A 12876-nucleotide genomic window follows, 5' to 3' on the forward strand; every position below is an offset into this window, starting at 1 on the left:
GAAGGCCCGCTGGGTAGTCTCGACGCTGTGAAAGCCGTCGGATGCGCTGTCGACGGCGGCGAAAACACGTGATGCCCAACGTCGTCGACGTCGACGACCCCGCCGATCCCCGGCTCGACGACTTCCGCGACCTCAACAGCGTCGACCGCAGGCCCGACCTCCCCACCGGCAAGGGGCTGGTGATCGCCGAGGGGGTTCTGGTGGTCCAGCGCATGCTGTCGTCCCGGTTCACTCCCCGCGCGCTGTTGGGCACCGACCGGCGGCTGGCCGAACTCGGCGCGGACCTCGACGGCCTCGACGCGCCGTTCTACCGGGCGAGCGCCGAGGTGATGGCCGACGTCGTGGGCTTCCATCTCAATCGCGGAGTGCTCGCCTCGGCCTCGCGGGCCGACGAGCTGACCGTGCCGCAGGTCCTCGACGGCGCCGCGACCGTCGCGGTGCTCGAAGGCGTGAACGACCACGAGAACCTCGGCTCCGTCTTCCGCAACGCCGCGGGGCTCGGGGTGGACGCGGTGGTCTTCGGCAGCGGGTGCGCCGACCCGCTGTATCGGCGCGCCGTGCGGGTGTCGATGGGACATGCGCTGCTGGTGCCTTTTGCCAGGGCCGAGAACTGGCCCGGCGACCTGAAACTGTTGCGGGAGGCCGGCTTTCGGCTACTGGCGATGACGCCTGACCGCGCGGCGCCGTCGCTGGCCGAGGCGATGGCGGGCCTGGCGGGGCAGCGGGTGGCGATCCTGGTCGGCGCGGAGGGCCCCGGCCTGCAAGAACACACGATGCGGTCGAGTGACGTGCGCGTGCGGATCCCGATGTCCCGGGGAACCGACTCGCTCAACGTCGCGACCGCCGCGGCACTGGCTTTCTACGAGCGGGATAGGGTCGCACGGGTGGAGGGCGGATGACGGACGATTCCACGCCGTGGGCGACGGGGCTGACGGTGGCGGCGTTCGTCGCCGCGGTGATCGCCACGGCCGTCGTCGTGCTCAGCATCGGCCTGTCGCGGGTCCATCCGCTGCTGGCCGTCGGTCTGAACCTGATCGCAGTGGGCGGACTGGCCCCCACCGTGTGGGGGTGGCGCAACGTGCCGGTGTGGCGCTGGTTCGTGCTCGGTTCCGGCGTCGGCGTCGGGGGTGCCTGGATTGCGCTGCTAGCGCTGGCCGCCGCTGGAACGAACGCCTAGCAGGACGTCTTCCCACGCCGGAACAGCCGGCCGCGCCTTCTTCGGCCGCGGCGGCTTGGTGGTCGGCGGCGGCTCGGGTGCCTCGGCCGGCGGGGTGAGTGGTGCGTCGGGTTCCTCGAGCGCCAGTTGTGCCACCGGCGCCAAGGGGCGCAGCGGGCGGGCGAACGTCGGGTCGATCAGCTCGCAGGCCGCGTCGTCGAAGGCGGTGACGGTGCCGCCGTGGGCGCCTGGAGCGAACCGGAAGTGCGCGACGTTGTCCGAGAGCCCGGCCTTCCAGCCCATCTGCACGGTCCAGCGTCCGTCCTCGTTGCGCCACGCGTCCCAGTTGGTGGCGTCGGGGTCGAGTCCGCGTGACACCAGTGCGGTGCTCACCGTCTCCAGCAGCGTCAGCACCGACGGGCCGTCGGCGAGCACGGGATGCGCCGCGGTGGCGAGTTCGGCGGCACGGGCGCGTTCCAGGAGGACGGGATGCGCGAACCGTTCGACGCGCGAGATGTCCGCTCCGGAGGCTGCGGCGACCTGCTCCACGGACGCGCCCGAACGAATCTTCGCCTGAATCTCTTTGGGGCGCAGCACGTTGGTGACCTCCACATCGATCGCGGTCTGGTTCGTACCGACCTGATCGCCGCGCACCGCGGCCTTGAGCCGATCATCGGAGCGCAGCACGAACTTCTCTCCGGAGTCGTCGGTTTCGCAGATGATGCGTCGGCTGTCGACGTCGAGTCCGACCACTTTGAGTTCCCGCATTGCGACCTCCTCCGGGCTAACGCCGAGCCCGATACGCAGGTCACCCTACTGCGTTATCAGTCCGTAACCCGGGTGACACGCTGCAGTCGGTCGCGGCTAAAGCCGCTCGCAGTCTGATGTCGCGGCCTAAAGCCGCTCGCAGTCTGATGTCGCGGCCTAAAGCCGCTCGCAGTCTGATGTCGCGGCCTAAAGCCGCTCGACCACAAAATCGATGCATCGCGTCAACGCGCTCACATCGTCGGGTTCCACGGCGGGGAACATCCCGACGCGGAGCTGATTGCGGCCGAGCTTGCGGTACGGCTCGGTGTCGACGATGCCGTTGGCCCGCAGGATCTTGGCGACCGCCGCGGCGTCGACGGCTTCGGTGAAGTCGACGGTACCCACCACCTGGGAGCGCAACCCGGGATCGGTGACGAACGGGGTGGCGAACGACGACGCCTCCGCCCACGAATACAACCGTGACGACGAGTCGGCGGTGCGCTTGGTCGCCCAGTCCAGGCCGCCGTTGCCGTTCAGCCAGTCGATCTGCTCGGCGAGCAGCACCAGCGTCCCGATCGCGGGCGTGTTGTACGTCTGGTTCTTGACGCTGTTCTCGATCGCGATGGGCAGCGACAGGAACTCCGGCACCCAGCGGCCCGCGCCGGCGATCGACTCCACCCTGGCCAGCGCAGCGGGGGACAGCAGCGCGAGCCACAGCCCGCCGTCGCCGGCGAAGTTCTTCTGCGGAGCGAAGTAGTACACGTCGGCGTCGCTGATGTTCACCGGCAGACCGCCCGCCGCGGACGTGGCGTCGATCGCGATCAGCGCGTCTCCCGATCCCGCCGGTCGTTCGACCGGGACCGCGACGCCGGTGGAGGTCTCGTTGTGCGCCCAGGCGATCAGGTCCACGGAGGGATCCGACACCGGTCGCGGCGCGCTTCCTGCGTCGGCCTTGACGATGATCGGGTCGCCGACGAACGGGTTCTTGGCCACCGCCGAGGCGAATTTCGCGCTGAATTCCCCGTAGGTCAGGTGCAGCGAGCGCTCGTCGATCAGGCCGAACGCCGCGGCGTCCCAGAACGCGGTGGAGCCGCCGTTGCCGAGGATCACCTCGTAACCGTCGGGTAGTGAGAACAGCTGGCGAAGACCGTCACGGACGCGTCCCACCAGGTTCTTCACCGGTGCCTGCCGATGCGAGGTCCCGAACAGGTCACCGGCGGCGGCCAACGCCTGCAACTGCTCCGGTCGGACCTTCGACGGTCCACAGCCGAAGCGGCCGTCGGAGGGCTTGAGATCAGGCGGGATGGTCAGGGAAGTCGAGGCGTCGGCCATGTCGACCAGCCTAGTTCCGGTACGCGGGCGCCCGAGCGTGGGTCCGGAGTGCGGAAGCCGGGCCAAACGCGCACGTAGAGCCCGCGGCCGGGCCCGAAGGGATGTGACTCCGGTCACATGTGACACAGATGACCGCACGGCACCACATCGCGGAAACGCCCTGTTAAATTCCTGGGACCACGGGTACTGTCTTTAGACAGCAAGCGGACGAATGTAAAGCACCCGAAAGGCCAGGAGGCTTCGAATGGCTGTCACGACTGCTAGGACGCCCATCATCCGGCGCTGGCGCAAGAACATGGAGATCGGCGACAGCCCTGAGGATCGGGAGTACGTCGACATGCTGACCACGTTGTCCGAGGGGTCGGTGCGACGGAACTTCAATCCGTACACCGACATCGACTGGGACTCACCCGAGTTTGCGGTCACCCCCGGCGACGCACGCTGGATCCTGCCGGGGACCGACCCGATCGGCCGCCATCCCTGGTACACCTCGCAGCCGGTCGAGCGGCAGATCGAGATCGGGATGTGGCGCCAGGCCAACGTCGCCAAGGTCGGCCTGCACTTCGAGTCGATCCTGATCCGCGGCCTGATGAACTACGCGTTCTGGGTCCCCAACGGGTCCCCGGAGTACCGGTACTGCCTGCACGAGTCGGTCGAAGAGTGCAACCACACCATGATGTTCCAGGAGATGGTCAACCGGATCGGCGCCGATGTGCCGGGCATGCCGAAAATCCTCAAGTGGCTGTCACAGTTCATTCCGCTCATCGCCGGACCGCTGCCGATCCCGTTCTTCTTCGGCGTGCTCGCCGGAGAAGAGCCCATCGACCACACTCAGAAGAACGTGCTGCGCGAGGGCAAGGCGCTGCATCCGATCATGGAACGCGTGATGGCGATCCACGTCGCCGAGGAGGCCCGCCACATCTCCTTCGCGCACGAATACCTGCGCAAGCGCGTGCCGAACCTGAACCGCAGGCAGAAGTTCCTGCTGTCGCTGAACGTGCCGATCATCATGCGGGTCCTGTGCCAGGCGATCATCGTGCCGCCGCGATCCTTCTGGAAGGAGTTCGACATCCCGCGCTCGGTCAAGAAGGAGATCTTCTTCGGCACCCCGGAGGCCCGCCAGTTCCTGCGTGACATGTTCGGCGACGTCCGGATGTTGTGTGAGGACACCGGGCTGATGAACCCCTTCGCCAAGCTGATGTGGCGGCTCTGCAAGATCGACGGCCCACCGAGCCGGTACCGCAGCGAGCCCGCCCGCCAGCACGTGGTGACCGCCGCCTAGGCGTCGCCGGCCACTCTTCTCGGACAGGAGCGCAGGGTTTCCGATGCCCCACGTCATCACTCAGTCGTGTTGCAGCGACGGGTCGTGTGTCTACGCATGCCCCGTGAACTGCATCCACCCGTCGCCGGACGAGCCGGGATTCGCCACCGCCGAGATGCTCTACATCGACCCGGTGGCGTGTGTCGACTGCGGCGCCTGCGTATCGGCCTGCCCGGTCGGGGCCATCGCCGCCGACACCAAGCTGACCGAGCGCCAGCTGCCGTTCGTCGAGCTGAACGCCGCGTTCTATCCGCCGCGGGAGGGCAAGCTGCCGCCGACGTCGAAGCTGGCGCCGGTGATCGAGGCGCCGGTGGTGCACGCGCGGTCCAGCGGTCCGCTACGGGTGGCCATCGTCGGCTCGGGGCCTGCGGCGATGTACGCCGCCGACGAATTGCTCACCCAGCGGGGGGTGCGGGTCAGCGTCTTCGAGAAGCTGCCGACGCCCTACGGACTGGTGCGTGCGGGCGTGGCTCCCGACCACCAGAGCACCAAGAGGGTGACCAGGCTGTTCGACCGGATTGCGCACCGTCCCGAGTTCTCCTTCTACCTCAACTGTGAGGTGGGATCGGATCTGACGCACGACGAGCTGCTCGAACACCACCACGCCGTGCTGTACGCGGTCGGCGCGCCGAGTGACCGTCGCCTCGACGTCGACGGTATGGGGCTGCCCGGCACTGCAACGGCCACCGAAGTCGTCGCGTGGATCAACGGGCATCCCGAGTTCACCGAGTTGCCGGTCGACCTCAGCGGGGAACGCGTGATCATCGTGGGCAACGGAAACGTGGCGCTGGACGTGGCGCGGATCCTGACGACCGATCCGGATGTGTTGGCGCGCACCGACATTGCCGACCACGCTCTGGCCGCTCTGCGGAACTCGAAGGTGCAGGAGGTGGTGATCGCCGCGCGACGGGGTCCTGCCGCATCGGCGTTCACGCTGCCCGAACTGATCGGTCTGACCTCGACGTGCGAGGTGGTACTCGACATCGCCGACCACGACCTGGTGATCCGTGACCTTGCGAACGAAGCCGATCCGCTGACACGCAACAAGCTCGAGATACTGGCCAAGCTGGGTGACGCCGCGACGCCGTCATCGCGGCCACGGATCCGCCTCGCTTACCATCTGACGCCCAAGCGGATCCTGGGGGAGAGCACCACCACCGGCGTCGAGTTCACGCTGACCGGGACCGACGAGTCGCGGACGTTGGCCGCGGGCCTGGTGTTGACGTCAATCGGCTACCGCGGCAAGCCCATTCGTGGTCTGCCATTCGACGAGGTGACCGCGGTCGTGCCCAACGACGGGGGCCGGGTGATCGATCCGGGTAGCTCCCAGCCGGTGCGGGGCAGCTACGTCGCGGGGTGGATCAAGCGCGGCCCGACCGGGTTCATCGGAACCAACAAGTCGTGTGCCGCGCAGACGGTGCACAATCTGGTCGCCGACTACAACGACGGCCTGTTGACCGAGCCCGTCCACAAAGCCGCCTCGCTGGACCGGTTCGTGCGGGGCAGGAAGCCCTCGGTGATCGATGCGGCCGGGTGGAAAGCCATCGATGAGGCCGAGATCGCCCACGGTGGCGGGATGCGGCCGCGGGACAAGTTCACCGGTGTCGCCGAGATGCTCGAAGTCGCCGCAACCGCGCCGCAACCGCCGGTGCATCGGCGCCTGCTCGCCGGCCTGCGGCACTGAACGTTACTTCGCCCAGATTTCGAGGACGTTCTCGTATTCCGTCGGCTCCACGGACAGATCCCCGACGTAGGGGTGCTCCAGCGCGAAGATCAGGTAGAGGACGAACGACAGCAGCGCCGCGGTCAGGCCGACAGCGAGAGCGTGGATGATCACATCGCGGGTGCCGAACAGGAACGTGAACGCCATCACCACGCCGCCCCCGCCCACCAGCAGCACCCAGAGCTCGCCGGGAACGGCGGCCGCGCCGGTCGAGACCCGCAGCGTGCGGTCGGTGTCCAGATCGCTCAACCGCCCGATCGCGTGGTCGAAGATCGCGATCTCATTGCGCGTCTCCGGTTGCACCTTCAGGTAGGCGTCCCATACAGCGGTCAGTTCGTCGGATCGCAGTTCGATGTTCTCGCCGGAGCGCATCCGCGGGAACTCGTCGTCGATCACGTGGCGGGTGTAGGCGATGAGGGCCTGCTCGATCTGGGTACGTGATTCTGCGGGTAGGGCAGCCGAGTCACGCAGCAGGTCGGCGATGGCGGCGGCCTCCATTTCACTCGCGTCTTCGGCATCTCCGAACTGCTCCCAGGCGACCACCACCATGAAGGCCACCAGTACGGCGTACAAGACGCCGGCCAGCTGGAACATGGTGCCCGACACCGCGTTCGCGTTCTCGAGCCGGGTGTGCGAGACCGCCTTGCGGAACACCAGGAGACCGCCCACGGAGACCCCGACGATCACGACGACCCAGAGGAAGCCCAAGCCGCCGCACCCCGTCACCGGGTGGCGAACACACCGGACTCGTGCTCGCGGAACCGTCTTTCGGCAAAGTCACCCGGCGGTACCCGGGCAGAGGTATGCAGTGGAGATGAACTCTGCAGAGGTCATCGGTCGTGTTGGAGGCCTGGCGGTGGCACTCGGCGTGGGTGCTGCGGTGTTCAGCGGATCCGGGCTGGCGTGGGCGACCGAAGAATCCGGCGGCAGTTCGTCGGCGCCCAGCGCCTCGGCGTCTGAGTCGGCAGGCCCGGCAGAGGCACCCGCCGACTCCGCCGGCGGAGATTCAGGCGAGGGGGACGTGGACGCCGAGTCCGACGAGGCCGATGCAGACGCCGAGTCCGCAGAAGACCCAGAAGACGCCGGAGACCCCGAAGACGCGGAAGTCACCGAAGACGCCGAGTCCGCAGAAGACGCCGAAGTCGGCGTAGTCACCGAAGACGGCGTAGTCACAGAAGATATCGACGAGCCGTCCCGTCGCGGCGCCGCGACGACGCCCGCCGAGCCGACCCGGGCCGACGATGCAGCCGACTCCGAGCGGGTCCCGCCACGCGCGGATGTCGTCGCTGACGACACCGAGACCGCGGAGGCCGAACCGGCTCGCCTGCAGGATGTCGGGTCCGATTCGATCGTCGACACCGCCGGTTCCCTGGCGCTGGCGCAGGAACCGTCCACCGAGCCGGTGGTACCCGCCACCGTCACGACCACCCTCGCGCCACCGGAGGTCCCGTCATGGCGGCCCTGGCCAACCGCATTCGACCTGCGCACTGCAGTCACCTATGTGGTGGATCTTGTCGGGAGCGTCGTCGACGCGCTGCTGCACCCGTTCGCGGCGGGACCGTACACCCCGTCCGCAGACCCGTCGGAATGGGCGTTGCTCGCATGGGTGCGGCGGGAGTTCTTGAACGAGACACCGGACGTCGTCGAGAATCCGCTGCCCTACACCCAGGGTCTCGACGCCGACGGCGAGGTGGTCGTGTCCGGCAACGTGGGGGTCGAGGACGGTGACGGCGACCCCCTGACCTACACCGTGGTCGGCAGACCGCTCAACGGCGGGACGGTGCAGATCGACCAGGACGGCAACTTCGTGTACCGGCCGATGAACGCCATGGCCGCCGTGGGCGGCACCGACTCGTTCACGGTCGCCGTCAGCGACGAGGACGCGGGCCTGCACGTGCACGGCCTCCTCGGCTGGCTGCAATTCGTACCCATTGTGGGCAACCTGCTGTATGCGGGCGGCGGTCACGGCCTGCCACGCACCATCACCGTCACGGTCGACCCGGTTGACGGTGTCGACCTGTCGCTACCGGACGGCTTCCGTTGGGGGGTGGCGCATTCCGGATTCCAGGCCGAGGGCGGCCCGGGCTCGCCCGTGGACACCCGGTCGGACTGGTACCGGTGGGTGCACGACCCGATCAACCGGCTGCTCGGCCTGGTGAGGGGAGTGCCCGAGGACGGCCCGGGCGCCTACGTCTCCTACGGGAGCGATGCTGAGCTGGCACGCGACGATCTGGGCGTGAACACCTTCCGGATGAGCGTCGAGTGGAGCCGGATCTTCCCGAACTCCACTGCAGCGGTCGACATCTCGGATGAAGGCGGGACCGTCAGCCTGGCCGACCTCGAGGCCCTCGACACCCTGGCGAATCTCGACGAGGTCGACCATTACCGGGCGGTGTTCGCGGCGCTGCGCGAACACGGTCTGGACCCGTTCGTCACCGTCAACCACTTCAGCCTGCCGGTGTGGGTGCACGACCCCATCATCGCCCGGCCGCTGATCCAGCTGGGACTGCCCGCGCCTGCGGCGGGCTGGCTGTCATCGAGCACCCCCGAGGAGTTCGAGAAGTACGCCGCCTACCTGGCGTGGAAGTTCGGCGACCAGGTGGACAACTGGGCGACGCTCAACGAACCGTTCCCGCCGGTGCTCACCGAGTTGCTGGCGATCCCGTGGGTGGTGCCGAACTGGCCGCCCGGCGTGATCCGTCCCGATCTGGCGTCGACCTTCCTGGTCAACCAAGCCGTCGGCCACGTCGCCGCCTACGACGCCATCCACGCGTGGGACACCATCGCGGCCACCGCCGACGGACCCGCGGCATTCGTCGGATTCACCCACAACATGATCCCGGCGCGTCCGGCCAACCCGGTGAACCCGCTCGACGTGCAGGCCGCCGATGCGTGGAACCACTACTACAACCAGTGGTTCCCCAACGCGGTGATCGACGGCTGGGTGGACGCCGACTTCGACGGCGTCAAGACCGCCGACGAGATCCATCCGGACATGACGGGCAAGGTCGACTTCCTCGGCGTCCAGTACTACGGGTCCCAGCCCATGGTGGGTTTCGGCGTGGCACCGGTGCCCGGGTTCCCGTTCCTGCGCGGGTTCCCGGTCCGGTGTTCGGCAAGTGCGCCGACGTGCAGTGATTTCAACCAGCCCACCGACCCCGGCGGCTTCCGGGAAGTGCTCGAGCTCGCGGCGTCCTACGGAAAACCGTTGTGGGTCACCGAGAACGGGATCGCCGACGCCGATGACTCCAAGCGGCCGTCCTACATCGTGAACCACATCGCCGTCGTGCAGGACATGGTCGCTCACGGAACCGACATCCGCGGCTACACCTACTGGTCGTTCGTCGACAACCTGGAGTGGGCCGAAGGCTATGACCTGAAGTTCGGTCTGTACGGCTCGGACCCGAACACCCCGGAACTCGAACGCACCCCCAAGCCGGCGAGCATCGCCGCGCTGAGCGGCATCACAGGTGCCAACGGATTGCCGCTCTGGCTGCTGGAGCAGTACGTCCCGAACGTGCCCGCGGCGGACTAACCGCCGCTCGCCATCTGGGCCATCATCTCGGCCATGTCGACCTCGCGCACCGTCTCGGCCAGCGACCACTGGTGGCCGAACGGGTCGCGGACCACTCCGTAGCGGTCGCCCCAGAACTGGTCCTCGAGGGGGTTCACGACGGTGGCGCCGGCGTCCAGGGCCCGCTGGAACCGGGCGTCGACATCGGCGCCGTGCAGGTGGATGGTCACCGGCGAGCCGCCGAGCGCGGTCGGCGTGGTCGACTTGCCGTCGTTCATCTCGGGGAAATCGTCGTTGAGGAACAGCATGACGCCGTTGATCCGAAATGCGGCGTGGATCAGCTTGCCGTCGGGCCCGGGAATCCGGGCCATCTCCTCGGCGCCGAACGCCTTGGCGTAGAAGTCGAGCGCCGCGGCGGCGTCGTCTACGACGAGGTGGGGCACCAGCATGGGTTGGTTGGCTTCAGGGTTGATGGCCATGGTCTCTCCTGGAATCTCGTAGGTGCCAGCCGGATGTCGGGGATGGCTGTCGATGCAGACCCGCCGCGCCGGGAAAACTCATCGCGCTCAGAAGACCACCGAGAATTCGGGCGGCAGGTCGCGGCGGCCGGTAAGTGCCAGCAGCACCGCGGGCCCTCGACCCAACTGCACGCCGATCCGGGCCGCGAGCGCGGCGGCCTCGGCGAGGACGTCGAGCGGCGGTGTGAAGTCGATCCCGGCAGCGGCGGCGATGTCCATGCCGTGCACGGCCAGTTCGAACGTCCGGGTGGGCAGGTAGCTGCTCAGCCGCATCCCCAGCCCCCCGATGACCTCGATCAGCGGGTCGTCCACCCCGTCCAGCTCGGCCAGCACGCGGGGGACCAGCGCGTCGATCGCGGCAACCGGATCCTCGCCCAGGTCACGCCCGGCCTGACGCCCACGCTCGACGATGGCCTCGGCGCCGGCACCCGCGGCGTAGTCCTGCATCCTCACGTAGTAGTCGGGCGCGGAGGCGACGTCCTCGCGCTGCGCGGTCGACCGCAGATAGGTGCTGACCGTGATCAGGGATCGCGAGGTGTGGCCGACGAGCGAGCGCATGTCCCACTCGCCCAGCCCCGGTCCGTCCCAGCACCCATCCGGCAGGCGTCGCACCAGCGCAGCGAAAGTCTCAGCGGCCGAGGCGAACACCGCGCGCGGTTCGGTCATGGTCATGCCCGGTCGAGAAGGTCCCAGCCCTCGACCGACTCCGGGCTGCGCGGGGCCGGGCCGACGTAGATGGCCGACGGGCGCACCAGCTTGCCCAGCCGCTTCTGCTCGAGGATGTGGGCGCACCAGCCCGCGGTTCGCCCACAGGTGAACATGGCGGGCATCATCTTCGGCGGCACCTGGGCGAAGTCGAGGATCACGGCAGCCCAGAACTCGACGTTGGTCTCGATCGCCCGGTCGGGGCGGCGTTCGCGGAGTTCGGTCAGTGCGGCCTGTTCGAGCGCGGCCGCCACCTCGTAGCGTGGCGCCGCCAACCGCTTGGCGGTCGCACGCAGCACCCGGGCGCGCGGATCCTCGGCCTGGTACACGCGGTGCCCGAAACCCATCAGCTTCTCGTTGCCGTCCAGGATGCCCTTCACCACGGCCCGCGCGTCGCCGGTCTTCTCGGCCTCCTCGATCATCGGGATCACCCGCGCCGGGGCACCGCCGTGAAGCGGTCCGCTCATCGCGCCGATCGCCCCCGACAGCGCGGCCGCCACGTCTGCGCCCGTCGACGCGATGACCCGCGCGGTGAAGGTGGAGGCGTTCATGCCGTGCTCGGCGGCGCTCACCCAGTAGGCGTCGATCGCCTCGACGTGCCGCGGGTCGGGATCACCTTGCCAACGGGTCATGAAACGTGCTGTCACGGTGTCGCATTCGTCGACCCTGCGTTGCGGCACCGCAGGCTGATAGATGCCGCGCGCGGACTGCGCCACGTAGGAAAGCGCCATCACCGACGCGCGGGCCAGTTGATCGCGGGCCGTCCCGTCGTCGATGTCCAGCAGCGGCGGGTAGCCCCAGATCGGTGCCAGCATCGCCAGGCCCGCCTGGACGTCGACGCGGACGTCGCCGCTGTGGATGGGCAGCGGGAACGGCTCGGCCGGCGGAAGGCCGGTACCGAACCGGCCGTCGACCAGCAGACCCCACACGTCCCCGAAGGTCACCCGGTTGGCGACCAGGTCCTCGATGTCGACGCCGCGGTAGCGCAGGGCCCCGCCGTCCTTGTCCGGTTCGGCGATCTCGGTCTCGAACGCCACCACGCCCGCCAACCCAGGAGCGAAATCCTTCGGCACCGCAGTCATGCGCCGATTGTCGCACCCGGTCCCATCGGCGGAGCCGCCAGTCCGGGTCCGGGCGTAGCGTTGTCGCGTGGGCACTTCTGATCACCTGGCTCGGATGCGGGTGGAGTACGAATCGGTGGAGAAGGACGGAAGCGGCGATCTGGACGCCGACTGGCTGGACGGCGGCTGGGTGGCGTTGCTCAGCACGTGGTTGGCCGAGGCCGAGAAGGCGGGTGTCGCCGAGGCCAACGCGATGGTCGTCGGCACGGTCGACGCCGCGGGCAGGCCCGTCACCCGCACCGTGCTGTGCAAGAGCGTGGACGAATCCGGCATCTCCTTCTACACCAACTACGACTCCGACAAGGGCAGGCAGCTGGCCGCCAACCCGTATGCGTCGGCGACCTTCCCCTGGTACTCGTTGGGTCGCCAGGTGCACATTCGCGGAGCTGTCACGAAGGTCTCCCCGGAGGCGACCGCCGACTACTGGTCCCATCGGCCGCGCGGGTCCCAGCTGGGGGCGTGGGCGTCGCTGCAGAGCAGGCCGATCGCCTCGCGCGCCGAACTGCTCCGACAGCTGGCCGAGGTCAGCGAAAGATTCGCCGGTGTCGACGAGGTCCCGGTGCCGCCGCACTGGGGCGGCTACCTGATCGCCCCCGAGGAGGTCGAGTTCTGGCAGGGTCGGGAGAACCGGGTGCACAACAGGATTCGTGTCCGCGGCGCGCTCGTCGAACGCCTGCAGCCGTAGTCGTGGGCGGGCCGTCTTCCATCGGGGGCGGGCCAGCGCCTGGCCGACCGCGAC

12 protein-coding genes are annotated in these 12876 nt (G+C 68.6%); 6 read left to right on the forward strand and 6 right to left on the reverse strand.

All coding sequences use genetic code 11. The annotated features are described in order from the left end of the window. The first annotated feature begins 71 nt into the window (after positions 1-71). Together H7I57_RS29935 and H7I57_RS29940 are read left to right on the forward strand one after the other, a co-directional pair. Positions 72-899: a TrmH family RNA methyltransferase gene (locus H7I57_RS29935; protein WP_275081898.1), complete on the forward strand. Its 828-nt coding sequence runs from the start codon at positions 72-74 to the stop codon at positions 897-899. After that, entirely contained in the window at positions 896-1177 is a 282-nt protein-coding gene (locus tag H7I57_RS29940) for a DUF2537 domain-containing protein (protein ID WP_264028163.1), read from the forward strand. Before H7I57_RS29935 ends, H7I57_RS29940 begins: the two co-directional genes overlap by 4 nt. Here H7I57_RS29940 and sepH read toward each other — a convergent pair. Then, positions 1145-1924, reverse strand: a complete 780-nt coding sequence (sepH, locus tag H7I57_RS29945) for a septation protein SepH (RefSeq protein WP_264028164.1) — start codon at positions 1922-1924, stop codon at positions 1145-1147. The two genes, H7I57_RS29940 and sepH, sit on opposite strands and share 33 nt — an antisense overlap. Positions 1925-2110: 186 nt before the next feature. After that, positions 2111-3235 carry a phosphoserine transaminase gene (gene serC / locus H7I57_RS29950; RefSeq protein ID WP_264028165.1) on the reverse strand — a complete coding sequence of 375 codons (1125 nt, stop codon included), beginning with the start codon at positions 3233-3235 and terminating at the stop codon, positions 2111-2113. A 244-nt stretch (positions 3236-3479) separates the two neighbouring features. Between serC and H7I57_RS29955 the strand changes: the two genes are divergently transcribed. Together H7I57_RS29955 and H7I57_RS29960 are read left to right on the forward strand one after the other, a co-directional pair. Next, on the forward strand, positions 3480-4517 hold the full coding sequence (locus H7I57_RS29955) for an AurF N-oxygenase family protein (RefSeq protein WP_264028167.1): 1038 nt from the start codon (positions 3480-3482) through the stop codon (positions 4515-4517). Positions 4518-4560: 43 nt separating this feature from the next. Further along, positions 4561-6240, forward strand: coding sequence for an FAD-dependent oxidoreductase (locus H7I57_RS29960; RefSeq protein ID WP_264028168.1), 1680 nt, complete (start codon positions 4561-4563; stop codon positions 6238-6240). A 3-nt stretch (positions 6241-6243) separates the two neighbouring features. On the opposite strand, the gene H7I57_RS29965 is transcribed toward H7I57_RS29960, so the two are convergent. Continuing rightward, the gene (locus H7I57_RS29965; RefSeq protein ID WP_264028169.1) at positions 6244-6987 is read right to left on the reverse strand and encodes a bestrophin-like domain; all 744 of its coding nucleotides are present in this window, start codon (positions 6985-6987) and stop codon (positions 6244-6246) included. Positions 6988-7093: 106 nt separating this feature from the next. Between H7I57_RS29965 and H7I57_RS29970 the strand changes: the two genes are divergently transcribed. Then, a complete protein-coding gene (locus tag H7I57_RS29970; protein ID WP_264028171.1) occupies positions 7094-9814 on the forward strand; it encodes a family 1 glycosylhydrolase in 2721 nt (906 codons plus the stop codon). Here the strand turns inward: H7I57_RS29970 and H7I57_RS29975 are convergent. The 3 genes from H7I57_RS29975 to H7I57_RS29985 form a co-directional block, all read right to left on the reverse strand. Next, complete coding sequence (locus H7I57_RS29975) at positions 9811-10272, reverse strand: VOC family protein (protein WP_264028172.1); 462 nt, start codon at positions 10270-10272, stop codon at positions 9811-9813. The genes H7I57_RS29970 and H7I57_RS29975 overlap by 4 nt on opposite strands. An 87-nt stretch (positions 10273-10359) precedes the next feature. Further along, positions 10360-10977 (reverse strand): maleylpyruvate isomerase family mycothiol-dependent enzyme, encoded by a 618-nt coding sequence (locus H7I57_RS29980; RefSeq protein ID WP_372510492.1) that lies wholly within the window; start codon positions 10975-10977, stop codon positions 10360-10362. Positions 10978-10979: 2 nt separating this feature from the next. Further along, positions 10980-12098 (reverse strand): citrate synthase 2, encoded by a 1119-nt coding sequence (locus tag H7I57_RS29985; RefSeq protein WP_264028174.1) that lies wholly within the window; start codon positions 12096-12098, stop codon positions 10980-10982. A gap of 67 nt (positions 12099-12165) precedes the next feature. Here H7I57_RS29985 and pdxH point away from each other — a divergent pair, with 67 nt between their 5' ends. Further along, positions 12166-12822: a pyridoxamine 5'-phosphate oxidase gene (gene pdxH, locus H7I57_RS29990; RefSeq protein WP_264028175.1), complete on the forward strand. Its 657-nt coding sequence runs from the start codon at positions 12166-12168 to the stop codon at positions 12820-12822. Positions 12823-12876 lie beyond the last annotated feature (54 nt).

Origin of the sequence: Mycolicibacterium pyrenivorans, assembly GCF_025821625.1 — a bacterium.
GTDB classification, from domain to species: domain Bacteria; phylum Actinomycetota; class Actinomycetes; order Mycobacteriales; family Mycobacteriaceae; genus Mycobacterium; species Mycobacterium pyrenivorans.

Bases quoted from the DNA above. Each gene is read 5' to 3' on its own strand.
- H7I57_RS29970 (WP_264028171.1), top strand. From the start codon at position 7,094: ATGAACTCTGCAGAGGTCATCGGTCGTGTTGGAGGCCTGGCGGTGGCA.
- H7I57_RS29975 (WP_264028172.1), bottom strand. From the start codon at position 10,272: ATGGCCATCAACCCTGAAGCCAACCAACCCATGCTGGTGCCCCACCTC.
- serC (WP_264028165.1), bottom strand. From the start codon at position 3,235: ATGGCCGACGCCTCGACTTCCCTGACCATCCCGCCTGATCTCAAGCCC.
- H7I57_RS29940 (WP_264028163.1), top strand. From the start codon at position 896: ATGACGGACGATTCCACGCCGTGGGCGACGGGGCTGACGGTGGCGGCG.
- H7I57_RS29960 (WP_264028168.1), top strand. From the start codon at position 4,561: ATGCCCCACGTCATCACTCAGTCGTGTTGCAGCGACGGGTCGTGTGTC.
- sepH (WP_264028164.1), bottom strand. From the start codon at position 1,924: ATGCGGGAACTCAAAGTGGTCGGACTCGACGTCGACAGCCGACGCATC.
- H7I57_RS29955 (WP_264028167.1), top strand. From the start codon at position 3,480: ATGGCTGTCACGACTGCTAGGACGCCCATCATCCGGCGCTGGCGCAAG.
- H7I57_RS29935 (WP_275081898.1), top strand. From the start codon at position 72: ATGCCCAACGTCGTCGACGTCGACGACCCCGCCGATCCCCGGCTCGAC.
- H7I57_RS29980 (WP_372510492.1), bottom strand. From the start codon at position 10,977: ATGACCGAACCGCGCGCGGTGTTCGCCTCGGCCGCTGAGACTTTCGCT.
- H7I57_RS29985 (WP_264028174.1), bottom strand. From the start codon at position 12,098: ATGACTGCGGTGCCGAAGGATTTCGCTCCTGGGTTGGCGGGCGTGGTG.